Annotated in this window: 23 protein-coding genes and 2 pseudogenes; 17 read left to right on the top strand and 8 right to left on the bottom strand. The window is 67.7% G+C overall.

The annotated features are described in order from the left end of the window. Positions 1–423: 423 nt before the first annotated feature. The 4 genes and pseudogenes from ACZ7NC_RS24150 to ACZ7NC_RS24135 form a co-directional block, all read left to right on the top strand. Positions 424–759: a hypothetical protein gene (locus tag ACZ7NC_RS24150; protein WP_471491113.1), complete on the top strand. Its 336-nt coding sequence runs from the start codon at positions 424–426 to the stop codon at positions 757–759. Positions 760–1,123: 364 nt separating this feature from the next. Further along, on the top strand, positions 1,124–1,972 hold the full coding sequence (locus tag ACZ7NC_RS24145; protein WP_471491111.1) for an SUMF1/EgtB/PvdO family nonheme iron enzyme: 849 nt from the start codon (positions 1,124–1,126) through the stop codon (positions 1,970–1,972). Further along, a complete protein-coding gene (locus tag ACZ7NC_RS24140) occupies positions 1,867–2,430 on the top strand; it encodes a sulfatase/phosphatase domain-containing protein (RefSeq protein WP_471491122.1) in 564 nt (187 codons plus the stop codon). The genes ACZ7NC_RS24145 and ACZ7NC_RS24140 overlap by 106 nt, the downstream gene beginning before the upstream one ends. A 382-nt stretch (positions 2,431–2,812) precedes the next feature. Continuing rightward, a pseudogene (locus tag ACZ7NC_RS24135) lies at positions 2,813–4,792 on the top strand (bifunctional YncE family protein/alkaline phosphatase family protein); the annotation flags it as partial. 7 nt (positions 4,793–4,799) lie between these two features. On the opposite strand, the gene ACZ7NC_RS24130 reads toward ACZ7NC_RS24135, so the two are convergent. Together ACZ7NC_RS24130 and ACZ7NC_RS24125 are read right to left on the bottom strand one after the other, a co-directional pair. Next, positions 4,800–5,057 carry a hypothetical protein gene (locus tag ACZ7NC_RS24130; RefSeq protein WP_471491110.1) on the bottom strand — a complete coding sequence of 86 codons (258 nt, stop codon included), beginning with the start codon at positions 5,055–5,057 and terminating at the stop codon, positions 4,800–4,802. Continuing rightward, positions 5,054–5,872: a phytanoyl-CoA dioxygenase family protein gene (locus ACZ7NC_RS24125; RefSeq protein WP_471491108.1), complete on the bottom strand. Its 819-nt coding sequence runs from the start codon at positions 5,870–5,872 to the stop codon at positions 5,054–5,056. Before ACZ7NC_RS24125 ends, ACZ7NC_RS24130 begins: the two co-directional genes overlap by 4 nt. Before the next feature lie 73 nt (positions 5,873–5,945). Here ACZ7NC_RS24125 and ACZ7NC_RS24120 point away from each other — a divergent pair, with 73 nt between their 5' ends. From ACZ7NC_RS24120 to ACZ7NC_RS24105, 4 genes are all read left to right on the top strand, one after another. Continuing rightward, positions 5,946–6,749: an AraC family transcriptional regulator gene (locus ACZ7NC_RS24120; protein WP_471491107.1), complete on the top strand. Its 804-nt coding sequence runs from the start codon at positions 5,946–5,948 to the stop codon at positions 6,747–6,749. A gap of 271 nt (positions 6,750–7,020) precedes the next feature. Further along, positions 7,021–8,034, top strand: coding sequence for an NADP-dependent oxidoreductase (locus tag ACZ7NC_RS24115; RefSeq protein ID WP_471491105.1), 1,014 nt, complete (start codon positions 7,021–7,023; stop codon positions 8,032–8,034). 25 nt (positions 8,035–8,059) lie between these two features. Further along, positions 8,060–9,112, top strand: coding sequence for an alcohol dehydrogenase catalytic domain-containing protein (locus ACZ7NC_RS24110; RefSeq protein ID WP_471491103.1), 1,053 nt, complete (start codon positions 8,060–8,062; stop codon positions 9,110–9,112). 143 nt (positions 9,113–9,255) lie between these two features. Next, positions 9,256–9,588: a putative quinol monooxygenase gene (locus ACZ7NC_RS24105; RefSeq protein WP_189943121.1), complete on the top strand. Its 333-nt coding sequence runs from the start codon at positions 9,256–9,258 to the stop codon at positions 9,586–9,588. Positions 9,589–9,649: 61 nt separating this feature from the next. On the opposite strand, the gene ACZ7NC_RS24100 is transcribed toward ACZ7NC_RS24105, so the two are convergent. Continuing rightward, positions 9,650–10,528: a catalase family protein gene (locus ACZ7NC_RS24100; protein ID WP_471491101.1), complete on the bottom strand. Its 879-nt coding sequence runs from the start codon at positions 10,526–10,528 to the stop codon at positions 9,650–9,652. Between the two features lie 26 nt (positions 10,529–10,554). On the opposite strand from ACZ7NC_RS24100, the gene ACZ7NC_RS24095 reads away from it, so the two are divergent. Then, entirely contained in the window at positions 10,555–10,779 is a 225-nt protein-coding gene (locus ACZ7NC_RS24095; RefSeq protein WP_471491100.1) for a hypothetical protein, read from the top strand. Between the two features lie 127 nt (positions 10,780–10,906). Here the strand turns inward: ACZ7NC_RS24095 and ACZ7NC_RS24090 are convergent, their stop codons facing one another. Next, complete coding sequence (locus ACZ7NC_RS24090) at positions 10,907–11,704, bottom strand: maleylpyruvate isomerase family mycothiol-dependent enzyme (RefSeq protein WP_471491098.1); 798 nt, start codon at positions 11,702–11,704, stop codon at positions 10,907–10,909. 564 nt (positions 11,705–12,268) lie between these two features. Between ACZ7NC_RS24090 and ACZ7NC_RS24085 the strand changes: the two genes are divergently transcribed. Beyond that, positions 12,269–12,619: a DUF485 domain-containing protein gene (locus tag ACZ7NC_RS24085; RefSeq protein ID WP_471491096.1), complete on the top strand. Its 351-nt coding sequence runs from the start codon at positions 12,269–12,271 to the stop codon at positions 12,617–12,619. Continuing rightward, positions 12,616–14,232, top strand: coding sequence for a sodium/solute symporter (locus tag ACZ7NC_RS24080; protein WP_471491094.1), 1,617 nt, complete (start codon positions 12,616–12,618; stop codon positions 14,230–14,232). The genes ACZ7NC_RS24085 and ACZ7NC_RS24080 overlap by 4 nt, the downstream gene beginning before the upstream one ends. A gap of 61 nt (positions 14,233–14,293) precedes the next feature. Here the strand turns inward: ACZ7NC_RS24080 and ACZ7NC_RS24075 are convergent. Continuing rightward, positions 14,294–14,446 (bottom strand): annotated as a pseudogene (locus ACZ7NC_RS24075) (ATP-binding protein); the annotation flags it as partial. 434 nt (positions 14,447–14,880) lie between these two features. On the opposite strand from ACZ7NC_RS24075, the gene katG reads away from it, so the two are divergent. Continuing rightward, the gene (katG, locus tag ACZ7NC_RS24070) at positions 14,881–17,070 is read left to right on the top strand and encodes a catalase/peroxidase HPI (RefSeq protein ID WP_471491092.1); all 2,190 of its coding nucleotides are present in this window, start codon (positions 14,881–14,883) and stop codon (positions 17,068–17,070) included. A gap of 275 nt (positions 17,071–17,345) precedes the next feature. Here katG and ACZ7NC_RS24065 read toward each other — a convergent pair whose 3' ends face one another. Beyond that, entirely contained in the window at positions 17,346–18,392 is a 1,047-nt protein-coding gene (locus ACZ7NC_RS24065) for a zinc-binding dehydrogenase (protein WP_471491091.1), read from the bottom strand. Positions 18,393–18,538: 146 nt separating this feature from the next. Further along, positions 18,539–21,760, bottom strand: coding sequence for a bifunctional cytochrome P450/NADPH--P450 reductase (locus tag ACZ7NC_RS24060; RefSeq protein ID WP_471491089.1), 3,222 nt, complete (start codon positions 21,758–21,760; stop codon positions 18,539–18,541). Between the two features lie 187 nt (positions 21,761–21,947). Here ACZ7NC_RS24060 and ACZ7NC_RS24055 point away from each other — a divergent pair, with 187 nt between their 5' ends. From ACZ7NC_RS24055 to ACZ7NC_RS24045, 3 genes are all read left to right on the top strand, one after another. Beyond that, entirely contained in the window at positions 21,948–22,583 is a 636-nt protein-coding gene (locus tag ACZ7NC_RS24055) for a TetR/AcrR family transcriptional regulator (RefSeq protein ID WP_471491088.1), read from the top strand. 143 nt (positions 22,584–22,726) lie between these two features. After that, complete coding sequence (locus ACZ7NC_RS24050) at positions 22,727–23,353, top strand: TetR/AcrR family transcriptional regulator (protein ID WP_471491121.1); 627 nt, start codon at positions 22,727–22,729, stop codon at positions 23,351–23,353. 297 nt (positions 23,354–23,650) lie between these two features. After that, the gene (locus ACZ7NC_RS24045; RefSeq protein WP_471491086.1) at positions 23,651–24,265 is read left to right on the top strand and encodes a hypothetical protein; all 615 of its coding nucleotides are present in this window, start codon (positions 23,651–23,653) and stop codon (positions 24,263–24,265) included. A 159-nt stretch (positions 24,266–24,424) separates the two neighbouring features. On the opposite strand, the gene ACZ7NC_RS24040 is transcribed toward ACZ7NC_RS24045, so the two are convergent. After that, positions 24,425–24,802 (bottom strand): MerR family transcriptional regulator, encoded by a 378-nt coding sequence (locus tag ACZ7NC_RS24040; RefSeq protein WP_471491085.1) that lies wholly within the window; start codon positions 24,800–24,802, stop codon positions 24,425–24,427. Between the two features lie 127 nt (positions 24,803–24,929). Between ACZ7NC_RS24040 and ACZ7NC_RS24035 the strand changes: the two genes are divergently transcribed. Together ACZ7NC_RS24035 and ACZ7NC_RS24030 are read left to right on the top strand one after the other, a co-directional pair. Continuing rightward, positions 24,930–26,003 carry an alkene reductase gene (locus ACZ7NC_RS24035; RefSeq protein ID WP_471491083.1) on the top strand — a complete coding sequence of 358 codons (1,074 nt, stop codon included), beginning with the start codon at positions 24,930–24,932 and terminating at the stop codon, positions 26,001–26,003. A 500-nt stretch (positions 26,004–26,503) separates the two neighbouring features. Beyond that, on the top strand, positions 26,504–26,788 hold the full coding sequence (locus tag ACZ7NC_RS24030) for a hypothetical protein (RefSeq protein ID WP_471491082.1): 285 nt from the start codon (positions 26,504–26,506) through the stop codon (positions 26,786–26,788). Positions 26,789–26,795: the final 7 nt, after the last annotated feature.

Below are 26,795 nucleotides of genomic sequence, written 5' to 3'. Positions count from 1 at the left end.
ACACCTCCACCAACGGCACGGGAGCCTTGTGCGTTGTGGTCCTCACCTCGACCTGACCGGCGTCACCCGATCAGTAGTCCCGTTGAAAACGCTCAGTGAGTTCATGACGGCGTATTACCTGACCATGATTTCCCACTTGACGACCTTGGAAGGCGGACCCCAGTACGCTCCCTCGGGGTCGATGAGCCGTAGCCGCACGAACTGCGCGAGTGCCTCCACTTTCAGAACATCGTCGTGATGCGGTCAAGGCAGCCTTCGCTGCGGTCTGCCCGCAAAGGAACCGTCCGTGCGTTCCGTGACCGGTTGGCTCCCCCGCCACCCCGACCCTCTCATCGGCGACGAGGCCCAGGACTCAAGGAGACCCTGGTCCGCTGTCCCGCGCTTGACCGCACCACCCACCGTATCCCGGCGTTCGCTGAGCTGATGAACAACTGTCAGGGCCGCAGCCTGGCCCAGCGGATCACGCTCGTCCAGGCCGACGCCGACGACCTCCTGGCCCGGCACACGTTCGTCACCGGCCTCGGCCCAGACCTCGACGCCGTCGTCGCCGGTGTCAGTCTCCGCTACCGTTCCGACTCCGTCGGCGGTCACAACAACGAGACCAAGATGTTGAAGCAGCAGATGTTCGGTCCGACCAACTTCGACCTGCTCCGCAAGCGGTCCTCCACATCGCGCGAGGCCGTTCATGATTGCCTTTTTGGTGACCCTCTGTGGCCCGGCACTGATAGCGATCCGGAACCAGTTTTCATGATTCGGTGACAATCACCGCTTTCCTCAAAGCCATCCCCAAACGCGGGCCCAGCACGGCGGTCCGGGCCCGGCAGATTCCCGCCGCGGACGATGATGACTTTTCGCTAGGGGTCATCGCAACGAATTCAAACGGCCCGCAGCGTAGTCACCTGTTCCCGACCGAGCGGCACAGTAGCAACCCGAGCCGAACCACGATCGAGCAGATGGCGGTGTGGAGCGGCGACTCAAGCGGAGGATCATGGCCTCTTCCCAGATAGAAGGAGTAGAGGCCATGAGTGGCTGTTGCGGTCCACGCAGAGGGTCAGGAGAGCAGGCGATGTTGGTCCCCGCCGCGACTCCGCTGGGCGCGACGCGGAAACGGGATCCGGCTGCAATGACGAAGGGCATGGTGCGTATCCCCGGGGGGCGCTGCCTGATGGGTGGCAACGACCGGGACGCAAATCTGCCGGATGGGGAGGGGCCGGTACGTGAGATCGAGCTCTCGCCGTATCTGATCGACCCGCTGTGTGTGAGGAACGCCCGATTCGCAGCCTTCGTCAAGGCCACAGGCTATGTGACCGACGCGGAACAGTACGGCTGGTCATATGTCTTCCACCTGTTCGCCGACCCCGCCTGGGCTCTGGCGGGCCGCATTTCGGGAGCTCCCTGGTGGATCCCCGTCCGGGCGGCTTGGCGGTCTCCCACCGGCCCCGGCTCCCGCATCACGAACCTGCAGAACCATCCGGTAGTTCATGTTTCCTGGCGGGATGCGTCGGCGTATGCGGCCTGGGTTGGTAAGCGGCTGCAGACCGAGGCCGAGTGGGAGATGGCCGCCCGGGGCGGCCTGGAACAGGCCCGTTATCCATGGGGAGACGAGCTGACGCCCCGCGGGCGACACCGCTGCAACATCTGGGCCGGAAGGTTCCCGGACGAGAACACCGCCGAGAGCGGCTATGTTGCCACCGCGCCCGTCAGTGCTTTCCCTCCCAACGGATACAATACCCTTCTGGTGTTCACTTCAGACAACGGCGGGTTTGAGCCGACCGGTGCAAGCAACGGGCCGCTGCGGGGCATGAAAGCCGAACTCTATGAAGGCGGCATCCGGGTGCCTATGATCACCTGGAGTAAAATCCTGCCCTGGTCCACAGAGGTACTATCAACGCAACACCCGTCAACAACATTGACTTCTACCCCACCTTCGCCGCGCTGGCTGGCGCCACTGTACCGGCCCAATACCCCCTAGACGGCCGCGCCCTGAGAGGTGTTCTCGCAAACTCGACCGCCCAGCTCGGTCGCGATAGCCTGTTCTGGCATGCACCCGGGTACTTCCGGCAATATCTACAGCAATACGGACGTGAGCAGCGACCGGAGTCGATTATCCGTTCCGGAAATTGGAAGCTAGGCTATTCATTCGAGAGTCGACGCTGGCGGCTTTACAACCTGGCTACCGATATCGAGGAGACGAAAAACCTCGCCGGAGGAAGACCGGAAATTGTCAAGAGCCTCGGCATCAATCGGATGCGCTGGCTTAATGGTGTGAACGCTTCACTCGCGAAAGTGAGAAGCAATATCAATCTCACCGTGTCGGGATACACGTACGCCAACGGCCGGATCACGGTCCACAGGAGAACGACGTCATCAGACTCAGAGCCGGTGACGAAATGCCACTCATCGCTGGATTCTGAGAGCAATTGTGCATAATGGGGTCGCCGACGCAGGACGCCAGAAGTCGAATTCCTCCGCCGCGGCGACCAGGCAACCCTATAGCGTACTTACTATTAATCAGAACATTCGGTTCACTGAACTACTTTCATCTTATCTCGCGAGGGCGAAAAGGCCTGGTCAGGCACGGTGGCAGAGCAAATCCCCCGGTCGTTGGCGGTGTTGATTCCACTCGACACTGCCGACGCTCTGGGGGCTCTATTGGTTCCGTATCCTTTCATGCTCGACGCGCCGTATGAGCCGGCCGGGCATGTCTCCTGGCTCATCTACGCCCCGAAGGCGTGAACTGCGCCCGCTTTGGCGGAAGTTGAGCTGCTTCAAGCAGGCCGGCCAGGTGAAGCAGCGCGTCGGCACCTCCGCTGCGGACGACTTGCACATCCAGAGCGGCGCCGTCGCGCAGGAGGGCCCGACGTACTCGCCCGACGGTTCGCAGCTGTGGTTGGGCCAGAGCGACGGCTACACCAAGTTCACCGTGAACGGGGACGGCACCCTCTCCAACCCGATGACCGTCTCGATCCCGGCCGACGGCTCCAAGCGCGCACTGGTGGGTGCGGCGGTATTCTCGGCCGACGGCTCCATCGTGTGCGGCGCGGTCAATGGGCAGAACCGGGTGGTCGCCATCGACGCGGCGACCGGGACCGTCAAGCAGAGCTGGGCCGTGGGCAACGCGCCTCGCGGCATGGCCATGGTCGGCAGCAAGCTCTACGTCAGCAACGAGGGCGGGCGTCCGGCCAAGTCCGGCGACACCACGATCAACTTTTACGGCACCCAGGTGCCGGCCACCCGGACACCGGAGCCAGCACCACCGGCACGGTCAGCGTCATCGACCTGGCGAACCCGTCCGCCGCCGTCGGGAGCATCGACGTCGAGCCTGACGCAGTTCACGCTGCCGGACGACAGCGTCATCCGGGCCCAGACGGCCAAGGTCTTCCAGCAGAACGGCTGGACGCCCGGCTCGGTCACGACGGCGAAGGGCACGAACCAAGCCAAGCCGGTTCCGGTCCCGCTGCGGCTCGGCGACCCGTCGACGATCAAGCACGTCTTCCTGCTCGTCAAGGAGAACCGGACCTACGACCAGGTCTTCGGTGACCTGCCGCAGGGCAACGGCGACCCGGCGCTCACGCAGTCCGGCGAGAACGTGACGCCGAACCAGCACACGCTGGCTCAGCAGTTCGGGCTGTACGACAACTTCTACGACATCGGCACGAACTCCGCCGAGGGCCACAACTGGCTCATGCAGTCCGACAACCCGGAGTACACCGAGTCCTCCGCCGGTGAGTACACGCGTAGCTACGACACCGAGGACGACGTTCTCGGCCACCAGAAATCCGGCTTCATCTGGACCGGTGCGCAGGCGGCCGGGAAGTCCGTCAAGGACTTCGGCGAGTTCCAGTCGATCGAGAGCAAGCCGTCCGGCGCCACTTGGCAGAACCTGTACTGCGACGCCAAGGACATGGCCGCGACCGGGCGGAAGACCGCCTACCCCATTCGGACGGGCTCGGCGATACCGTCGCTCAACAAGGTGTCAGTGCCCGGTTTCCCGCTGTTCGACCTCAGCGTCCCGGACGTCTACAAGAACGAGATCTGGAAGCAGGACTTCGAGAAGAACGGCCCTGCGAACCTGAACATGTTCTGGTTCTCCAACGACCACACCGGTGGTCCGCCGAGCCCGGCCGCCGAGGTCGCGGACAACGACCTCGCGGTTGGCAGGATGGTCGACGAGATCTCGCACAGCAAGTACTGGAAGGACTCGGCGATCTTCGTCGTCGAGGACGACTCCCAGGCCGGCCTCGACCACGTCGACGGCCACCGTGCCCCGGTCCAGGTCATCAGCCCCTGGGCCCAGCACGGCACCGTGGACAATCACTACTACTCGCAGATCACGATGATCCGCACCATCGAGCAGATCCTCGGGATCCACCCGATGAACCAGAAGGACAGCGCGGCCACCCCTATGTTCGGCGCATTTACCCCGAAGGCGAACAACACGCCGTTCGAGGCGGTGGCCAACCGGACCTCGCTGACCGACGGCCTGAGCACCCCGCCCTCCTGCGGCGCGGACACCCCGGCTCCGCAGAACCCCGCTGCGGCACCCGCGCCGACGACGGCGAAGGTGCCGACGGACCAACAGAAGGTCGCGGCGCAGTGGAAGACCTGGGGTTCGCACCAGCGCCTGACCGGACCGGGCGCCGTTCCCGACTACGCGAACCCCGTCCAGATGAACCGCCTCACGTGGTACGAGACGCACAACTGGACCAAGCCGTACCCCGGCGACAGCAAGATCTACGCGCCGAACGACGTGCCGGGCGCATACCTCCCGTCGCCGGAGTCCGATGGCTGACGGCCTGCTACAGCTTCTCGAAGAGGAACTCGTGCTTCAGGAAAGAGGTGTCGTACTCGTGGCCGGGGTGGGGCGGGAGCAGTTGGGAGGCCTGGAACAGGCGCCAGCCGTCCTGCAGTGCGGCAAGACCTGTCTTGTACGGTGGCTCGTCGCTGTCCCCGGTCGTGGGATGAGTGCGGCCCGTGCCGTCGTAGCGGGACCATCCCACAACATCTGAGTCGAGGGCCGACGTGGTGAGGTAGAGCACGAGGACTTGCTGTTTCATGAGTGGCTCCTCAGGGCGGGCCGGTTGGTGACGCGGGTGACCCAGTAGTCGATGTCGAACGAGTCGTCTCCGGTGAGCGCACGCCACAGCAGGGCCCGGTTGTGGATCTCCAGGCGGGCGGTGGCCTGCTCGTACCACGGGAAACCGGTGTTGAGTTCCGCCGTCACGGCAGGATCGTGCAGGTCGGAGGTGTCCCAGAGCCGGACCTGCGGCACGGTCGGGTTGAAGCGGACCTTGTACATGTAGCGCCGCTGGGCGGTGTCGTTGCGTCGGCCGCTGTGCCAGATCCCGTGGTGCACCAGGACGACGGTGCCGGCCGGACAGGTCAGTCGGATCTGCCCGCGCAGGTTCTGCACGCGCCCGATGTCGGTCTCGTTGATGCGGCGCAGATGACTGCCCGGCACACTGAGGGTTCCGCCCATGTCGGGAGTGACTTCATGGGGGTAGTACATGAGCTGGATGTCGAAGGCGTCGGGCCGCACGTCGATGATCGCGTCCCCATGGAGATCCTGAGCGCTTCCCTCGTGCGGCTCGCGTACATGCACCGCGTGGTGGTCGACCGTCGGGTCCGGTCCCACGAGGCTGTGCAGGGCGCCGGCCACCGCAGGAACGGCCAGCAGTCGCGGGATGAAGGTGTCCTCAGGGAACGCCTTGGCCAGCGGAGTGCCGTACGGGACGGCGGGGATGCCCGTAGACAGCGTCGCGATGGCCTCTTCGTTCAGGTCCGCGGGCACGACCCCGTCCAGACGCAGATACCCCTGCGCGACGAAACGTGCCACCTGGACCGAGGTGAGCAGTTGTTTGGTGGTTGGCATACGACGAACGTAGAGAACGGGCCGCGGCAAGTCGTGGGTTGTAATCGCCGGTCACTGGTAGATTTCCATCACCGTGGACAGTGTGTTTCTTCGCCTGGACGAGCCGCCCGAGGTGGCGAACGCGGGTGTCGGCGTGCATGGTGTCTCCACCCCGCACGAAGTCTTCCGGCTGCCCGATCTGTGGCAGTTGCACCTGTACAGCTATGCGGGCCGGCTGTCCGTCGGAGGCACCGTCCATCCCATCCGGCCCGGACACGTCAGCCTGATCCCTCCGGACACCGAGGTGCACTTCCATTACCGGGGCAGATCCGAGCATCTCTACGCCCATCTACGGCTCTCCGCTGCGGGCGCGGGACACTCCGTACCGGTGATGCAGGACGCCGAGACCGAAGGGCCGGTCCTTGCCAGTCTGTTCAGGCACGCCGTGGCCGCCATGCCCGTGTCGGCCGCGCGCGCGTCCGCCGAGATCTGGACCGTGCTCTGGCACGTCGCCCAGCTGACCGGATCCGATGAGCCCGGTCGGCTGCATCCCGTCGTTGCCGCCGCACGGGCGTACATCGAGGGGCGTCTGGCCGACCCGCTGCCCGTACCGGACATCGCTCGCGCAGTCGGGGTCTCGCACACCCATCTGACCCGCCTGTTCCGGACCGAGACCGGCCTCACAGTCATCGCCTATGTGCGCCGCCGAAGACTCGAGCGCGCCCGCCATCTGCTCCAGGCCTCCACCCTCCCGATCCCCGCTGTCGCCGCCGCGGTCGGCATCGCCGATCTGCAGGCGTTCAACAAGGCCTGCCGCCGAGAGTTGGGGGCGGGGCCACGCGCCGTACGCGCCGCGATGGCCGGCGGCGGTTCCACCGGCGCCGCGCAGGCCAGGTAGCCCATCGGGTTGGGGCGGAGGGCCGGTGGAAGCTCGTTCCGCAACAGGCTTTGAGCGTGCTTTACGTATGTTCCGACGCGCGCTCAACCGCTGCGGCGCCGTACTGGGTGTGACGAGCGCCGTCCTTTGCACGCTTGCGCCGTACGCCGCATCAGCCCCCTCTTGCCTCCGGCCGGGACGGCACCGTACAGTCACCGCCCGTACCGACTAGCCGGTATGCGCGGCTGCGCTGACCGCCGAACCCACGCGACCATCGAAGGAGCCGCCGGAGATGAGCAGAACCAGAACCAATCACCAGGTGCGCCTGGCCGCACGCCCCGTGGGCGAGCCGCGGCCCACCGACTGGGAGCACGTCGAGGAGCAGAGCGGGCAGCCGGGCGACGGGGAATTCCTGGTGCAGGTGCTCTGTCTGTCGATCGACCCGGCGATGCGCGGCTGGATGAACGCGGGCAGGTCCTACATCCGCCCGGTGGAGATCGGCGAGGTGATGCGCGCCGGCGCGGTGGGAAGGGTCGTCGCCTCCCGGCACTCCGGGTTCGCGGTCGGCGACCATGTGTCGGGCTCGTTCGGCGTGCAGGAGTACTGCGTGTCGGACGGCCGCGGCGTGATCAAGGTGGACCCTGCGGCTGCCCCGTTGCCGACGTATCTCGGCGCTCTCGGCATGTCGGGTCTGACGGCCTACTTCGGCCTGATCGACATCGGGCGTCCCGAGCCCGGTCAGACCGTCGTGGTCTCCGGAGCGGTGGGGGCGGTCGGCAGCGTCGTCGGACAGATCGCCAAGATTCTGGGCTGCCGGGTCATCGGCATCGCCGGCGGCGAGTCCAAGTGCCGCCTGGTGGTCGACGAGTTCGGGTTCGACGCCGCGATCGACTACCAGAAGGACGACGTTCGCAAGGCGCTGCGCGAGCACGCCCCCGACGGCGTCGACGTGTACTTCGACAACGTCGGCGGTGAGGTTCTGGACGCCGTGTTGCTGCGGCTGGCGCGCGGTGCCCGCATCGTCGTCTGCGGAGCGATCTCCCAGTACAACAGCACCAAGCCGCAAGGCCCCGCCAACTACCTGTCGCTGCTGGTGAACCGCGCCTCCATGACGGGCATGGTGGTGTTCGACTACGCCGACCGGTACGCCGAGGGCATCGCACAACTGGCCACGTGGCGGGCGGAGGGCCGGCTGAAGTCTCTGGAGGACGTGGTGTCGGGTCCAGTGGCGGCGTTCCCCGAAACCCTGATGCGGCTCTTCCGTGGTGAGAACCACGGCAAGCTGGTGCTGAAGATCGCGGACTGACCGGGCAGAGGGAGGGAGAAATCCGGTGAAAGCACTGAGCTACCACGGCCGTCACGACATCCGCTACGGGGATGTCCCCGACCCGGCCGTCACCAACCCCACTGATGCGGTCATCCAGGTCACCACGGCCGGCATCTGCGGCAGCGACCTGCACATCTACCACGGCAATCCGTTCAGCCCGGAACTGGGCTACACACCGGGACACGAGGGCGTCGGCGTGGTGGTCGACACCGGCAACCAGGTCACCCGCTTCAAGCCCGGCGACCGGGTTCTGGTGCCCGCATCGGTCGGCTGCGCCCTGTGCCGGTCGTGCGCTGCCGGGTTCACCGCCCGGTGCGAGCGCGCCAAGTCCAGCACAGAGCTCTGTTACGGGGTCAGCCCGCAGCTTCAGGGCAGCCAGGCCCAGACCCTCGCGGTGCCGTACGCCGATGTCAATCTGGTGCACCTGCCCGAGGATGTCTCCGACGAGGCCGCCGTCGTCCTGACCGACAACGCCCCCACGGCCTGGTACGGCTGCCGCCGTGCCCGCATCCGGCCAGGTGAGACCGTCCTGGTCATCGGCCTCGGGCCCGTCGGTCTCATGGCCGCCCAGTCCGCCTTCGCGATGGGCGCCGCGCGGGTGCTGGGCGCGGATCTGGTCGCGGAGCGCCGCGCCTTCGCCGCCACTCTGGGTGTCGAGCCGGTCGAGGGCGAGGACGCGCGAACGGCCATACGGGAGATGACCGGCGGTCGCGGGCCGGACGCCGTGGTGGAGGCCGTGGGCTCGGACGCCACCATCGAACTCGCCCTCAAGTCCGTCCGGCAAGCGGGCCGGGTCAGCGTCATCGGGGTCAGCCAGAACAAGGCGTTCCCCTTCCACATGGGGCTGGCACAGGTCAAGGAACTGGAGTTCGCCATCGGGCTGTGCTCGGTGCACTACGAACTGCCGCCCCTGATCGCCCTCACCCGTGCCGGCCGGATCAAGCCGGAGGTGGTCGTCTCCCACCGCTTCGCCCTCTCCGAAGGCCCGACGGCGTACGAAGTGTTCGCCGACCGCTCCGACGGCGTCCGCAAGATCCTCCTCGACCCCACCCGCTGACCCCGTTCCACGAGGGACGACAAGGTTCCATCCCATAAAGGCACTTCCTGGCGCGGGTGAACTGCCCATGCGCGACTGACGCCGTACGATCGTGTCGCCACGGATCACTGGTCGCTGGTCACTACGAGGAGACAGGAAGGCTGATGATCTTCATCACCGCCAAGTTCCGAGTCCGTCCCGAGCACGCCGACCGGTGGCCGGACATCACCGCCGACTTCACCGAGGCCACGCGCCGGGAGCCCGGATGCCTCTGGTTCGACTGGTCGCGAAGCGTCACGGACCCCACGGAGTACGTCCTGGTCGAGGCCTTCCGCGATGACGAAGCAGGCGCTGCCCACGTGCAGTCGGCGCACTTCAGGGCCGCGCAGCAGACGTTGCCGCCCCATCTGATCGAGACACCCCGCATCGTGAACGCGAACGTTCCGCAGGACGACTGGTCGCTGCTGGGTGAGATGGCAGTTCCCGAGCAGGGGTAGGGCGGGCTCCCCCAGTTTGACCGGCGTTCAGATCCGGGCGGCGGGACGCGGCTTGGCCCGATCAGCCGAGCAGTTGCGCGCTGCTGACCGGTTCGCGCCGCTGTTGTCCATTGATGCGGTGCCGCTCGATGGACGAGCGCCGGTACACCTCCTGCCGCACCCGCTGGATCTCGCCGATGGGCCGGTGCTCCTCTCGTGAACGCCACGGTGTGATCGACGTGGCGTCGGCGGCCGCCACGTTGTCGTCCCCGCCGATGTCCTGCCGCGGGAGGTCCACCCGGGCGACCGTCACCCAGGGAGACAGCTCTTCGGGCCACTTCACAGAGGTGTTGTCCACCGGCATGCGAACCAGATCGGTGTTGAGCTGCACCTGGAGCTCGAAGGAGTGGTCGCGCTCCGTAGCCTCGGCAACCAGGGTGCGACGGAACGCCTCGTTGTCCGCCCGCACGTCCACGATCTGGTGGGTGAGGGCGGCCAGGGACTCGGCCGTCGGCACGGTGCGGATCTTTGCGATGTGGTCGCCGTATCGGAAGGCACCCATGCTGTTGTAGGTGTACGACAGCAGGTTCCTGCGCGGGACGGTGGTGAACGAGAGCATGGCGAACAGTTCGTCCCACAGCCAGCCGTCGGGATCGGTGAGCGTGCCCCGGCGGGTCAGGAACTCCGCCATCCAGGTCTTGCGGCGGGCGGGGTTCGCCAGGCCTTCCGGCAGCTCCGCGAACAACTCCTCGATGACCATGTAGTCATAGGCGGTGTTCGCGAAGAAGACCTCGTTGTTGATCAGGTTGAGGTCGAAGGTACCGGTGTCCGGTTCGTCGGCCAGCAGTGAGGGGCCGGGGACCCCGAACAGCTTGATGCCCATCCCGCACGCCGCGCCGAGCTGGTGGTCGGGACGCTGGTGGCCCAGACCGTTGGAGTAGCGGACGACGGCGTCGTACACGGCGGGCGGGCGAAGATGCCCTGCCCGTGGAAGCCCGGGTTGTCACCGACCGTGACGGTGGCCTTGAGGAGGCCGTAGGTCTTTCCGTGGGCGGTGCGGACGGCGCGGCCGACGGCCTCGCGCTCGACCGAGGCGCCGGTGCGCTGCGCCACCTGGGCGACCACTGCGTCCAACTCCTGTTGATAGGTCGGACGTTCGGCGGGGCGGTAATCCTCGTAGCGGACGGGATCCATGGTGCTGCCTCCCTGTGATGGTGCTGTTGATCCCAAACGCTAGCCAGCAATTAAATTGTGCACAATATAACTTGCTGTGATGAATCACACGCCGGCGTTTCGTCGGCTACGAGCGGGGCGGTCCCGTGTGTCAGGGCATCGGGCTTCAGAAGGCAGAGTTGGTGATCCAGTTGGCCAGCAGGTCCTCGTCTCCGTCGTGAGCGAGGGCCTCTACTTCGTAGGGCAGGCGGCCGTACACGAGCAGGAGCAGGTCGGCCGCGGTTCCCCGGACGGTCGCGTCAGCGGTGTCCGCGGTCGGGTGGGCCGTGTCCAGTCCGAAGCCGTCGGGCCGCAGGCGAACGAGCCAGGCATCGTCTCCGTCGGTCGTGCGGAAGCGGATGGTCTTGTCGGGGCCACGCAGGTTGGCGACCTTGGGGGCGAAGAAGGTGGCGAAGGGCAGGTTGACTAGGAACTCGTCGATCCCGTCGACTGCGAGCGGACCGTCGATGGCGGGACGGAGGCCGAGTGCGAGCTCGGCGTCGGCCCGGTGCAGCAGGGTCTCGAAGAGCATGCGGCGTGCCCAGAAGCGGGCGTGCTGGTCGGCGCCCCACGCCCACATCGGCAGGTCCGGGTCGGTGGCTGCGAAGGCGTCCGCGGCCACGGCCGCGCTCTCGGCCAGCCAGTCGGCGTATCCGTCCTCCCGCTCCGGGAGCCGCAGGTCCACCTCACGCTTGCGTGGGGGTTCCTGGATGCGCGCCCGCAACAGGGCCGAGAACCAGCGCTGGACACTGCCTGTGTGCTTGACCAGGTCGGCGAGCGTCCAGCCGGGACAGCTGGGCACCGCGGTAGCCAGGTCGGCGTCCTTGACCGCTGCGACGAACCGGGCGGTCTCCGCCGCGACCGCGGTGCGGTGATCGACGGGTGTGACAGCGGTTGCGTGGGCGATGTGGTCGGGCGTGTTCATCGTGACATACCTTTCGGAGAAGCTGCGGGGTCAGCCTGACGGCTGACCGAGGACGGCTCGAGAAGGGCTCATGACCTTCGTCGGGACGGGCTTACGAGGTGCATGCGCCGACTTGATTCCGGCGAGCGTAACGGCGACCACCAGGCCGAATCCCACTCCGGCTGAACCCGTCCGGTAGGCAGGACGAGTCAGCGTCATTGCCGTCAGCTGGAGTTAGCAAGATCCTCCTCTTCCCTGCCCATAGGTCCGCCACCGCGGCGATCTCCGCCCGGGGACCACAACAACCCCGAAACGTGACCCACAGCAGACTTACAGGCATCCCAACCAGTCGGTATGGTGCGCCGCCTGAACCATTCTTCCCCATTCACCTGACGGATCCGAGCCGTAGTGGAAGGCCAGGCGATGACATACGCCGACGAGAACAGGCACTACCCACCATCAGCACCTACGGGATGGCCGCTGCCGCACCCCGAGCCCCATGGGGTCCGCCCGCAACAGGAGACGTACGGGCAGAACCCGTGGCCGGAGCCGCAAGGGCACGACGCCCGGCGATACAACTCGTACGTGCGGCAAGCCCCTTGGGACGACCCCTACACACACGAGACTCATCGGCACGACGCCGACCTCGCCGCTCTTCGCTCGGCCTACCGCCTGCTCCGCCGCACCTCCACGCTCACCGCGCTCGGCTCCTTCGTGGTGTATGTCGTGCTGTCCTGCTATGCGCCCGGCCTCATGGGATCCAAGATCGCCGGAGAGCTGAGCCTGGGCATGGCCCTGGGCGTCCTCCAACTCGTCGTCACCTTCGCGGCGGTCTTCTGGTACGGACGCAGCGCACAACGCTCGGTGGATCCGTTGGCCCGCGCCCTCAGGGAGCGGGCGGTCCACGGCGGCCCAACCGCAAGGGTGGCGAGATGAACGACTTCAGCTCCGGGACGCAGGCCATCGTCCTGGTTCTGTTCACCACGCTGGTCACCGTCACGCTGATGATGTGCGTGATGGCGGGGCCGGACCGCGACGACCTGACGAACTTCTACACCGGGTACCTGTCGCTCACCCCGCTCAAGAACGGCCTTGCGATCGCGGGCGACTACATCTCAGCCGCGACGGTGCTGAGTACCACCGGCATCATCGCGCTCGCCGGATACGACGGCTATGTCCTGGCGGTCAGCACCGCTCTGTCCCTGGTGCTGCTGATGTTCCTGCTGGCCGAACCGCTGCGCAACGCGGGCAGGTTCACCATGGGCGACGTCCTGGCCCGCAACATACCTGGACGGGCCGTGCGTGTCGCAGCCTGCGTGGTGACGCTTTCGGCGACCCTGCCCTTCCTGGTCGTCCAGCTCTCCGGAGCCGGGTCGCTGCTCACCTTCATCCTGGACATTCCGCACGTGGCGGGCGTCAGGACGGCATGCATCGTCATCGTCGGCACACTGATGATCATTTATGCGGCGATCGGCGGTATGAGGGGCACCGCGCTCATTCAGATGATCAAGATCGTGATCCTGCTCGGCACCAGCATCGTCGTCGCCGCTCTCGTACTCAACCGCTTCGACTGGAGCCCCGGCGACGTCCTCAGGGCCGCCCAGCACGGCAGCGGCGCGGGCCCCGCCTTCCTCCAGCAGGGCCTTCAGCTGGGTACCTCGGCCGTTGACCGGCTGGACTTCGTCAGTCTCCAGATCACCGTGGTCCTCGGTGTGGCCTGTCTGCCCCACATCACGATGCGTCTGTACTCCGCGCAGGACGTGCCGGCCGTGCGTCGCTCCATGTCGTGGGCGGTCGGCACGGTCACCACGTTCTGCCTGCTCGTGATCATCATGGGTACGGGTGCGGCGGCCCTGGTCGGATCGCGGTACATCACCGCGGCCGACCCGCACGGCAGAACATCGGTGCTCATGCTGTCGCAGGTGCTCGGCGGTACCCCCGACTCCGCGGGCGGGACGATCCTCTACTCGGCCGTGGCGGGCATGGTGTTCATCACCCTGCTGTCGTCGGTCGCGGGTATGACCCTGGCCGCGGCCTCGTCACTCGCCCACGACCTGTTCGCCCATGCGGTACGGCGGGGACAGGCCGAGCCGCGTACCGAGATGACGGTTGCGGCGTGGACGAGCGTGGCCGTGGGAACCGTCGCCATCGGGCTCGCCACCATGGTGCAGAACTGGGACGTCGGCGTGTTGACCACGCTGGCCATCTGCATAGGAGCCTCGGCGGTGGCACCCGCGCTCACCTACTCCCTGTTCTGGCGAGGGTTCACGCGCACCGGCCTGCTCGCCACCCTCTACGGCGGCGCGGCCTGCGCGTTGCTGCTCATGGTCTTCTCGAAGGCCGTTTCAGGCACGCCGTCGGCCGTCTTCCCGGACGCCGACTTCGCCCTGTTCCCCATGCAGTCCACCGGACTTGTCTCCATCCCGTTCGGCTACCTCGCGGGCTGGCTGGGCAGCCGCCTCGACCACTGGCGCCGCGCCGCCGACAGTCGCGAGCACCGGCGGCTGTACGAGGAGAACGAGGCACGGCTGCTCGCCGCAGTCGAATGACCACGGCGGCGCGGGCGGCCGGCTCCAGGCGGCCTCCCGCGTCGGCCGCAGCCTGCGAAGGTCAGCCGGGCGTGCGGCTCAATGGTTTTTCGGTCCACACGGTCTCGCCCTCGCGGGTGTAGCGGGGGCCCCGGCGTTCGGTCATCTGAGCCACCAGAAACAGACCGCGCCCGCCCTCGTCGGTGGTACGGGCACGGCGCAGGTGGATGCGGGTGCGGGTGATCAGCAGTACGACGTCGTCGCTGGGGGGCGGGGCACAAGCGCGTCGACCACCAGGTAGGCCGAAGAGCCCAGCGACACCGCCAGAATCGCCCCAGCGGACCAATCGCCCGCTGGGGCGTCACGGTCTCGCCCGGCAGCCGCGGGTCGCGAGCGTGGCGGCATGTCCCATGGCGTCGGTTCCACGGGACCACCCAAATCCGCAGTGCGTGTGGATGCGGATTCGGCTTACGCCGGAATTAACACTGGAGCAGAGATATCCGCCTCTTCTCGCCCGTTTGTATGCGGAGGTGCTCTGCGTGTTTCGTAGCGATGCGGCCTGCGGTACGCGACCATACGCGGGTCTGAGTGCTCGACACCAGCGAAAGAAAGCCCGGTCAAGAGCAGTAGTCAGTAGAAGGAAACACGGAGACAGGAAGAAGGACGGGCATGTCCGGCAGCGAAAGCGAGAACCCAGCAATCCCCTCCCCTACTCCCACGCCGACTCGGCCCAGGACGAACCGGGACTGGTGGCCGAATCAGCTGGATCTTCAGATTCTCCATCAGCACTCGTCCCGCTCCAATCCGATGGACGAGGACTTCGACTACGCGAAAGAGTTCGCAACCCTCGACCTCGACGCGTTGAAGCGGGACGTCTTCGAGGTGATGACGACGTCTCAGGACTGGTGGCCTGCCGACTACGGTCACTACGGGCCGCTCTTCATCCGGATGAGCTGGCATGCCGCCGGAACGTACCGCATCGCAGACGGCCGGGGTGGCGGCGGCAGCGGAGCGCAGCGCTTTGCCCCGCTCAACAGCTGGCCGGACAACGCGAGCCTCGACAAGGCGCGCCGTTTGCTCTGGCCGGTCAAGCAGAAGTACGGCCGGAAGATCTCGTGGGCCGATCTGCTGGTCTTCGCCGGCAACTGTGCCATGGAATCAATGGGATTCAAGACGTTCGGGTTCGGCTTCGGGCGCGAGGACGTCTGGGAGCCCGAGGAGATCTTCTGGGGTCCCGAGGACACATGGCTCGGGGATGAGCGATACAGCGGCGACAGAGAACTCGCCGGTCCTTTCGGTGCCGTGCAGATGGGGCTGATCTACGTCAATCCTGAGGGGCCCAACGGCAACCCGGATCCGATGGTTGCCGCCAGGGATATTCGCGAGACATTCGGGCGCATGGCGATGAATGACGAGGAGACGGTTGCGCTCATCGTCGGCGGCCACACCTTCGGCAAGTGCCATGGTGCGGTCGACGCCGGATACATCGGCCCGGAACCCGAGGGAGCCCCCATCGAGCAGCAAGGTCTCGGCTGGCGTAACACGTACGGCAGCGGCAAGGGCGCGGACGCGCTCACCAGTGGGCTCGAGGGCGCATGGACCACCGAGCCGACCAAGTGGGACAACGGGTACCTGGACAACCTGTTCAGCTACGACTGGGAGCTGACGACGAGCCCCGCTGGTGCGAAGCAGTGGACTCCCACGGATCCCTCGGCCAGGGGCACCGTGCCCGATGCTCATGATCCGTCGAAGAAGCACGCTCCCATGATGCTGACGACGGACCTCGCGCTGAAGCTGGATCCGGTCTACGGGCCGATCGCGAAGAGCTTCCATGAGAACCCGGACAGGCTGGCGGAGGCGTTCGCCAAGGCGTGGTACAAGCTGCTGCACCGCGACATGGGACCCGTCTCGCGTTACCTCGGCCCGTGGATTGCCGAGCCGCAGCTGTGGCAGGACCCCGTCCCCGAGGTCGATCACGAGTTGATCGGGGACGAGGACATCGCTGCCCTCAAGGCCAGGATCCTCGCCTCGGGGCTGTCCAACTCCCAGCTGGTCACCACCGCTTGGGCGTCGGCGGCGAGCTTCCGCGGCACCGACAAACGCGGCGGGGCGAACGGGGCACGGATTCGACTGGCACCGCAAAAGGACTGGGAGGTCAACAACCTGCCCGAGGTGGCTGAGGTGTTGCAGACCCTGGAGCGGATCCAGCAGGACTTCAACGCCTCACAGACCGGTGGAACGAGGGTCTCACTCGCTGATCTGATTGTCCTGGGCGGTTGCGCGGCCGTCGAGCAGGCCGCGAAGAACGCCGGGCACGACATCACGGTTCCGTTCGCACCGGGGCGCACGGACGCCTCGCAGGAGCAGACCGACGTGGAGTCGTTCGCCGTACTCGAACCCAAGGCAGATGGGTTCCGCAACTACCTCCGTTCGGGAGAGAAGTTGTCGCCGGAGACTCTCCTGCTGGACCGCGCCAACCTGCTGACGCTGACTGCTCCCGAGATGACGGCTCTGATCGGCGGCATGCGGGCCCTGGATACCGGATTCAAGCGAGCCCCGCACGGTGTCCTCACCGACCGGCCGGGGACATTGACCAACGACTTCTTCGTCAACCTGCTCGACATGGGCACGGAGTGGAAGGCGTCCACCTCGGAGGAGAACGTTTTCGAGGGTCGGGATCGCATCACGGGCGAGGTCAAGTGGACCGCCACCGCCGTCGACCTCATCTTCGGTTCGCACTCCCAGCTCCGCGCCGTCTCGGAGGTCTACGCGTCCAAGGACGCGGGAGAGAAGTTCGTGCGTGACTTCGTGGCCGCGTGGGACAAGGTGATGAACCTCGATCGGTTCGACCTCGCCTGAACCGGATGTCCCGGTCGGGGCAGTGACGCGGGGTTGCCCCCTCTCTGGCACGGCTTCAAGCGCCGAGGTCCACCGTCGCGTCGCTGACCCATGCGTCGCCCAAGGCCTGGTCGTCATCGTTGGCCCGCGCCTCGACGATCCGGTCCCAGTGGCGCGCGTTGAGCGTGCGGAGCTCGAGCTCGGCATCCGAACCTGACCGTGGGCGCCGGTGTCGGGGCCACCGGCGCCCACTCACCCCTGCCCGAGGTGGCTGGTGGGCGACTGCTCAGCAGGCGTCAGGGGACCAGGATGAGACGGATCGGGTCGCCGATCTTGTTCTCCAATCGGTTGACCGCGTCGGCGGCGTCGGCCAGCGGGATGTGGTCGGTGATGGACGGGGCCAGGTCGAGGCGGCCGCCCGCGGCCAGCCGCACCAACTCGGTGACGGACTCCGGGGTGCCGCCGTAGTGCCCGCGCACCTGCTTGCCCAGGTAGTTGAAGGTCAGGCCCTCGGTGATAGTGAGCGGCCGCGGCGTGATGCCCACCAGGATCAGGGCGCCGCCCAGACCGAGCACGGACGCGGCCTGCTCGCGAACGGCGGGCACGCCGGCGCAGTCGAAGGCGAAGTCCAGACCCCGTCCGCCGGTGGCCGCGCGGACCTGCTCGGCGAAGTCGGGGGCGGTCGGATCGAGTGCGAGGTCCGCGCCGAAGGCCAGGGCGCGCTCGCGGGCGCCGGGCAGCGGGTCGACGGCGATGACCGGCGCGGCGCCGACCAGGCGGGCGAGGCGCACGTTGTGCGCGCCCACTCCCCCGACGCCCCAGACGCCGACCGCCTGGGCGGGGCGTACGCCTGCGGTGGTCACGACGGCGGCGTAGGGGGTGGAGACCGCGTCGGGGATGATCGCGGCCTGGTCGAAGGGGAGGCTGTCGGGGATGGGGATGAGGGTGTCCTCGCGGGCGAGGGTGTACTGGGCCCAGCCGCCGTCGTAGTCGATGCCGGCGGTGAGCATCTGAGTGCAGGGGCGGCGACGCACGCAGCCGGCGCACTGGCCGCAGGTCTTGCCGGCCTCCAAGGTGACGCGGGTACCGACGGTCAGGCCTCGCCTGAGGTCGGGGCCGAGGGTGTGGATGACACCGGAGACCTCATGGCCGACGGTCACCACATCGGAGGTGGCGAACAGTGGGACGAGAGAGCCGTCGATCAGGTGGACGTCCGAGAGGCAGACGCCGGCGGCCTTGACCTCGACGAGGACCTCGCCCGGGCCGGGTACGGGGACGGGGGCCTCTTCCACCACGAACTTCTTGCTGTCCAGGTGGAAGCGTCCGGCGAGCATGGTGTCCATGAGGATCTGCTTTCTGTGAGCGGCACCCCCGCCGGCGGTTCGCGCCGATGGGTGCCGGGGTGTTCCCTCGTGGGTGTGGGTGTGAGGGTGGTGCCGGGAGGCGTACGGCCAGGGAGGGGTGCCGCACGCCTCCCGGTGTATGGGGGTCAGGCGAAGACGTCCTGCTGGTAGCGCTCGTCGGCCTCCAGCTGGGCCAGCCACTGCTGGGCGGTCTCGTCGTCGCTGCCGGTGTACCGGCGGTGGATGGCGGCGAGGGCCTCGCGCACCGCGGGTGCCATACGGCGGCCGTCACCGCAGACGTAGACGTACGCGCCGTCCTGGAGTGCCTGCCAGACGCGGTCGGATGCGGCGGTGATCGCGTCCTGGACGAACCGGGCGGGGTGGCCGGCCACCGCGGAGAAGGCGGTGTGGACTCGGGCGGTGCCGGACAGCTCCCACATCTCCATCTCGTCGCGGTAGAAGTAGTCGTGCTCCGGGTGTCGGCAGCCGACGAAGACCTCGGACCGGCCCACCTTCGTGCCGTTCTCGTGCTGCCGGGCGCGCTCCTCCAGGAAGCCGCGCAGCGGCGCGATGCCGGTGCCGGGGCCGATGAGGATCAGCGGCGTGGCCGGGTCGGCCGGCGGGGCGAAGGTCGGCGAGGGGACGCGTACGTAGCCGTAGAAGATGTCTCCGGGCTCGAGGCGTGCGACGTAGGAGGAGCAGGTGCCCCGGTACTGGCCGTCGCCGGACAGGGCGGGGCCTTCGAGGAGGCCGACGGTCAGGCGCACCTGGCGCGGGTTGGCCAGCGGGGAGGAGGAGATGGAGTAGAAGCGGGGGCGGATCGGGCCCATCAGGTCCAGGAAGACGGCCAGCGGCAGTTCGATCGCCGGGAAGCGCTCCAGGAGGCCCAGCACCGAGATGCGCTTGCCCAGGATCTCCTTCTGGTACCGCTCCTGGGCCTCTTCACTGTCGGCCGTGTACGCCTCGAGCTGCGGCTTGGTCCAGGGGCACTGGGTGTGCTCGGCCAGGGCGTGGATCTGGGAGCGGGTCGCCACGTCCTGCAGTTCCAGGAACTCGGTGAACAGCAGGCCGGCGGTGACGGGCGTGCCCACCGGCAGATGGGTGCGGCCGCCCGCGGGCTGGTCCAGCCGGAGCGCCTGGTCGCGGTCGACGCCGAGGCGCGCGAGTGCGCGGTCGACGAGGGCGGGCTCGTTCTTGGCGAAGACGGCCAGGTGGTTGCCGGTGTCATAGGTGACGCCCTCCGGCAGCTCGACGGTGAGGGACTTCGCGGACGGGCGCGGCGGTTCGATGCTGAAGTCCCACAGCCCGGTCGCGTCGGCCACGAGTTCCTCGTTGGCGACCACGGTCAGGGGGTAGGCCTGCTCGGAGACGATGGCGGGGCGTACGTCCGCCTCGGTGAGCAGCTGCACCTGGTAGCGCGGGGCGCCGTCGTCGGAGGTGTCGGCGGCGTACTCCTCGGCGAGGGTGGCCCACAGGGTGTCCATCCAGCGGGTGGCCATGCCGTCGAAGTCACCAGCGGCGTCGGCGATGCCGCGCTCGATGACGGGGGTGGCACCGGCGGCCAGCAGACCCTCCTCGATCCGCTTGGGGAAGGCCTGGTAGGTGGCCACCCACTGGGTGTTGCCGGCGCCCAGCAGCGCGAATCGCACGTTGGAGAGTGAGCCCTCGGGCAGTCCGGCGGCGAGCAGGTCGTCGAAACGCTGGGCGCTGTCGGGTGCCTTGCCGTTGTAGCTGGCGGCGACGACGACGAGCAGGCCCTCGGTGGGCAGGTTGTCGCCCAGCTCGTCCAGGCCGACCAGGGTGGTGCCGAAGCCGGAGCGCTCACCGCGGTCGGCGATGGTGCGCGCCAGGTCCTCGCAGGAACCCAGACTTGAGCCGTAGGCGACGGTGAGGTTGACCCCGACACCGCTGACCGCGCTCTGCGCCCGCGCGTCGTCGGTCTGCGGGGCCGCGGCGCCGAAGACGGTCCGCTGGTGCTCCTGACGGCGACGGACGACGAGTTGGAAGTCGCCGGGCTTACGCGTGAGCGCCTCCCGTACGTCCATCTTGTAGTCGTCGGTGTCGGAGAACTTGAACTTCTGCAGCACCAGCGCCAGAGCCAGGCGGGCCTCGGTGAGCGCGAACTGCCGGCCGATGCAGGCACGCACGCCGTTGCCGAACGGCTTGTAGGCGTGCGGGTGTTGCTGGGCCCGGTTCTCCGGCAGCCATCGGTCGATGTCGAACTCCTCCGGCCGCTCCCACGCCTTGGGGTGGGAGTGCAGTGCGCCCATGAGGATGTTCGCCCGCGTTCCCTTCTTCAGCTCATAGCGTCCGCCGATGACGGTGTCCTCCAGCGGAGCCTTGGCGATCAGCGGGATGGGAGCCCACAGGCGCAGGGTCTCCTCCAGGATCCGCGGGATGACGTCCAGCTGCATGATCGTGTCGTAGTCCGGGACGGTGTCGCCGGGCAGCAGCCGGTCCACCTCGGCGTAGGCCTGGGCCAGCACGTGCGGGTTGCGCATGAGCGAGTACGTGGCGAACGACAGCAGGCCGCTGGTGGTTTCGTGGCCGGCGATCAGGAACGTCACCACCTGGTCACGGACGTTGTCGTCCGCCAGCAGCTTGCCGGTCTCCGGGTCGGTGGCCTCCAGCATCAGGCCCAGCAGGTCCTCCTCACCGCTGCCCTTCCCCTCGCGGCGCTCCTTGATCACACTCTCGACCAGGTCCTGCATCAGCTGGATGTTCTCGCGGTACTTCCTGTCGTCCGTCTTGCGGAGCTTGGTCATCATCGGCAACTCCTGCGAGCGCCGCATCGACTCGATCAGCGCTTCCAGCAGCGCGTTGAGGAAGGGGTGCAGCTCCTCCTTGTCGAAGGACCGGAACCGGTAGCCGAACCCCGACAGGGCGATCGTGTCCAGGGTGAGCCGGGTGTAGTCGTCGGTGATGTTGACCGCCTGGCCCTCCCGGCGCTCCCACTTGCCCGCCAGGTTCTGGGCGATCTCCAGCATCTGCCCGTAGTAGGCCTTCATGGCCCGCTGGCTGAAGGCCGGCAGGAGGACACGGTGCGCCATGCCCCATTCCTCTTCGTGCTGGTGGGCCGTGAACAGGCCCGCGCCCGTGAAGTCCCGGACATGGTTCAGCGGCGTCTTCTCGATCTGCTTGAAGAACCGCATCTCGTCGCAGACTTCGGCCACCAGGTCCGGGTCGTAGACGAAGACCTGCTCGATGCCGGCGATGTCCATGCCGTAGATGCCCTCGGGGAACTGCTGGGACAGCTCGCCGAAGTACGCGACCGGGTTGGTGCCGGGGATCTGCGGCGTGTGGCCGAGAAGAGGTATCCCGCGCGGGGACCGGATGGGACGCAGGTCGGTCACGGGTTGCGTGGTCATGACTTGCTCCTTTGTGCGGAGAGAGGCGAAGGGCAAGGGCGCTGTTCGATGCCGGGGAAGCCGCGGATGGGCGGCCCGGGCGGCCCGCTCCCCCGGTTTCCATACACCGTATGGAACTGCCTTCAGTGGTACCATACGGCGTATGGAAACTCCAAGAAAGGCTCCTCGGGGGACGAGGAAGAGGGACGTGCCGCTCACCGAGGACGGCATCTACGCGATGGCGCTGCGGCTCATCGACGCCGACGGGGTCGAGGCGCTGACCATGCGCAAACTCGCGACCGCGCTGGACGCGAACCCGATGTCGCTCTACCACCACGTGCCGAACAAGGACGCCGTGCTGAGCGGCGTGGCGAGAACGGTCGGCGCCCAGTTCCGCACCGCGACCCGGGAGGACGTTGGCTGGCAGGACCGCTTCCGCCAACTCGCCGAGGACTTCCGCACGTTGGTGCACCGCCACCCCGAGCTCATGACCTACTCGTTCGGGCGACCGGAGTTCATCCAGTCCGAAGACCCCTTCTGGATCGGGCTCACCACCGTGCTCGAGGATGCCGGGGTACCGCAGCAGGAGACCCCAGAGGTCGCCGCTCCCGTCTGCGCCGCCGTACTCGGCGTGCTGATCGCCGAAATCAACGGTTCGCTGCACAGGTGGTCGACTCTCCCGCCGGCCGCCCCCGCTGCCCCCGCTGCCGGCGATGGCGAGCGCGCGGACACAGGCCCTGAGGGCAGCCGGATGTTCCAGCTGGCGCTGGAGATGATCATCACGGGACTGGAGAGCCGGCTCGCAGCCGAACGTGCCGACCGGGACAGCGGTGCGGGCCAATGAGCCCGGCGCACCTTCAAGCGGTCGAGGCGCAGGGGGCGAGCGGTGGCAACGAGCCCACCGATGGCGGGACATGGCCGAGCGGAGCCGCAACCGACAAGAGACGGACGACCGAGGGCACGGCCGCTTTCGGCGAGCGGGTGAGCATGCCTGCGGGTGAGGCGTCCGAACGCGTGGAGAGACTGCGGCCGCGGTACAGCCGGTTGACTGCGGACCGGGAGAGGGACATCTACGAGGCTGTCCTGACCCTGCTGCGGGAGGTCGACTACGACGCGCTCACCATGGACGACGTCGCCGCCCGGGCCAGGGCGAGCAAGGCGACGTTCTATCGCCGATGGCAGGGCAAGCCACGGTTGGTGGCAGCGGCATTGCGACACCGCACGCCCATGCAGGGCGACGCCCTCGACACGGGGTCCCTGGCGGGCGATCTGCACGAGGTCGCCAGGAGGGCGAGTGGCGCCGCCCGCCAGGAGGACGTCGCCCTGCTGCGGGCGCTCAGCAGCGCGACGCGTGCCCATCCTGACCTGGCGGACGCCGTGTACGAGAGCAGGATCAAGCCCGAGCTGGAGAGGATGCGCGCGGTGGTCGGCCGCGCCGTCGACCGTGGCGAGGTGGCCGCGAACAATCCGGCGCTCGGTTTCCTGCCTCACCTCATCTGCGGGGCGATCCTCGCCCGACCGGTCGTCGAACGCGCCGAAGCGGACGCCGAGTTCCTCAGCCGCTACGTGGATGCCGTGGTCCTGCCGGCGCTGCTGAGGGCCGACGTCCCCTGAGCCAGTTCTAGGTACCCCGCGCCCTCCTCCCTACCGAGCCGCCCGTGACGGGCGGGCACGGGGCTGCGGCAGCGGCAGCGGCCAGCCGCTTGGCTCGGTCAGACGTCACTTGCAAGGCCCAGGTCGAACGCCTCGGCCTTGTTGCTGTCGGGAGTGACCGTCGCAGACCGCCCCACGGAGGCCCGGAGGAGGCACCGGTCACGGGCGACTCACAGCGACCTGGCTTAGCGGCCACGGCCAGGCACGACCATCGCCCCCCACTGGCAACGCGCAACGCCTGGGCACCAGAATCACGTCATGGACGCGGGACTTGCAGGACTCCTCGGTGGCGTCATCGGCGCCGCGGTCGGCGCAGTGGGCGCTACGGCATCCGCATGGATCACCGGAAGGAAGGCAGAGCAACAGGCCGAGATCCAGGCCGAGACGCAGTTGAGGCAAGCCCGGCTTCAGATCGATACTGAACGGACTCGCGCTCTTCGCGAATCGCGCAAGAGTGCCTACCTGGCCTTCGCCGAATGCTGTCACCTAGTACACGGAACGCTGAGCGAAGCGAGCATCAAACTTGGAGGCATCGAAGCAAGCGACCCTCCCGAGGAACGCGAAGAGCGCCGCCAAGCCGCCCGCCGCCTCTGGAACGAAGCACGAACTCTGCACCGCCAGCTCGACCGCCTTCAGCACATCGTTTTCGTGGAAGGTCCCAGCGAGATGGGCACTGCCGCCCAAGCGGCAACAGGTGCGTTGGTGCCGTATTTCGCCGCAGTCATCGACTGGCTGCACGCGGTTGACAATGAAACAGAAACGACGCAGCACGGGGCAGAGGGGGATCGAGCGCACATCGAGGCATACGACAAGCTCCTGAAGTTCCTTTATGCCGCTGCCGATACCACCTTGCCCGACATCCAGGACCGGTGAGCCTGGGGTATTCCGGCAGTTTCAATAACCGACTGCGGCATTAGCACCAACGGCTCCGGCTTCGGGCCGAAGTCGAAGCAGTCGAAAGCGAACAGGCAGGCCCAGGCGCGCGGCGAACACCTCCTTGCGGTCATCGATGCCGAGCCCCGGACGGAGGGCTCAGCCCGTCACCGTCGGCCTCAGGCTCTCGCGGTGGGCCCGGTTGGTGGCCATCAGAACGTCGAGTGCCTCCCGGGTGCGGACGAGCTCTTCGATGTGCGCGGAGAGCCGTTCGCGCTCCTCGGCCATCCGTTCCAGCGCGGCATCGGACGTGGCCTCGCTGGGTGAGTCGACACATGGCAGGAGTTCGGCGATGGTCCGGCTGGACAGGCCTGCGGCGTACATCCGCTGGAGGAATGTGACCCGCTCGACATGGCCCTCCGTGTAGTGCCGCTGCCCGCTGGTGCTGCGGGTGCTGGTGAGCAGGCCCTGTTCCTCGTAGTAGCGCAGGGACCGGACGCTGACTCCGGCCCGTGCCGCGAGCTCGCCGATTCGCATGCCGCCCTCCCTGTTGTGATCCGGGGCACAACCCTTGCCTCTGACGTCAATGTCAGGTTTTAGCGTAACCGTCGTGCCCGGGACCAGGGCACGACGCATTACGCGGGACAGACGAAGGAGACATGACGTGACGACCCTTTTCACCGGCTATCGGCTCGGCGACCTGGCGCTGCCCAACCGGGTGGTGATGGCCCCGATGAGCCGGGTCCGGGCCGCCGCGGGCGGTCTGGCGACGCCGTCGATGGCGCGCTACTACGCCCAGCGGGCCACGGCCGGCCTGATCGTCACCGAGGGGGTGCAGCCGAGCCTGATCGGCCAGTCCAACCCGGGCACTCCGGGGCTGCACACCGACGACCAGGTGACCGCGTGGCGCACGGTGACCGATGCGGTGCACACCAACGGCGGCCGTATCTTCGCCCAGATCATGCACGGCGGGCGGGTGTCACATCCCGAGACCACCGGGATGCGGCCCGTCGGACCCTCGGCCGTGGCGGCGGTCGGCGAGGTGTTCACCCCCAGCGGGCGGCAGCCGGCGCCGACTCCGCGTGCCCTGGACACGGCCGAAGTGCCCGAGCACGTCCAGTCGTACGCGGATGCCGCGCGCCGGGCCGTGGACGCCGGCTTCGACGGTGTGGAACTCCACGGCGCCAACGGCTATCTGATCTCGCAGTTCCTCTCCTCCAACGCCAACCTGCGCACGGACCGCTACGGCGGCTCGGTGACCAACCGGATCCGGTTCGCCGTCGAGGCGGCCGCCGCGACCGCCGAAGCGGTCGGCGCGGACAGGACCGGGATCCGTCTCTCCCCGGGTGGCCCCTTCTGGGGTATCGAGGAGACCGAGGTCGCCGAGCTCTACGCCGCCCTCCTGACCGAGCTGTCCCGGCTGCGTCTGGCCTACGTCCACCTCGAAGCCACCATCGATGAAGAGACGCTTCTCGGTCTGCGCCGGTCCTGGCCCGGCACCCTCGTGATGAACCCGGTGCTGCCGATGGGCCCCAAGCAGACCGGCCGCGCCGAGGCGGACCACTGGCTCGGCCTGGGAGCCGACCTCATCAGCTTCGGTCGCGCCTTCATCGCCAACCCCGACCTGGTGGAACGGCTGCGCACCGGCCTCCCGATCGCTCCCGCCGACGAGGCGACGTACTTCGAAGGCGGCGACAACGGCTATCTGACCTACTCGGCGTACCAGCACTCGGCGTGACACCGATGAGGCGGTGAGGCTCGTCCGGGAGACCGCTCGGGCCAGCTCGACGAACACCGCCGCCCCGTTGCCTCGCGATGACCGGCTGTCCGTCGGGAGCCGATTCGCGAGGTCACGGGGGCGGAAGTGGCAGACGTGGCGCTTGAGGTGCTGGATGGTATGCCATGGGAACGGCTGGAGTCGGGGCTCAGGCACAGCCCGGTCAAGGAGATTGCTCCGACCCCGAGGGCGGGGCGCTGACCCACTCCCGGAACTTCGGCGACGGCACCACGTCCACGCAGGCCGACCCCAGCCACACGTACACCACCGCGACGGGCGCCACGTCCTCGGTGGGTCATGGTCAGGCGTGGCGGCGTGGGATGCGCTGTCTGCCCCTCCGTTCGGACCACCGCTGGGGGGCTTTTCCAGTGATTTGCAGCGGACTCGCGCAGATCGCGCGGGCTGCGGCGGGTACGCGGTTTGCGCGGAATGCGACCCCACGATCCATGAGGAGATCAGCCATGTACGCAGTGGTTCGGCGGTACGAAGGGGTGACCGATCCGGCTGAGGCGGGACGCCGGGTGAACGACGAGTTCGTGCCGCTCCTGCGCCAGGTCCAAGGGTTCGTGGCCTATTACTGGGTCGATGCCGGGAGCGGGGTGATGCTGTCGACGGGTGTCTTCCAGGACCGGGCCGGCGCCGAGGCGTCGACCGACAGGGCGAAGGAGTTCGTACGGGACCGCCTTGCGGCTCTGCTCCCCAATCCGCCCCAGGTCACGGCCGGGCAGGTAGTGGCGCACTCGTAGGGAGCCA

The organism is Streptomyces sp. NPDC111802, from assembly GCF_055634335.1.
Note: the sequence above shows the minus strand (reverse complement) of the source record. Positions and strands in the feature narration are given on the sequence as shown.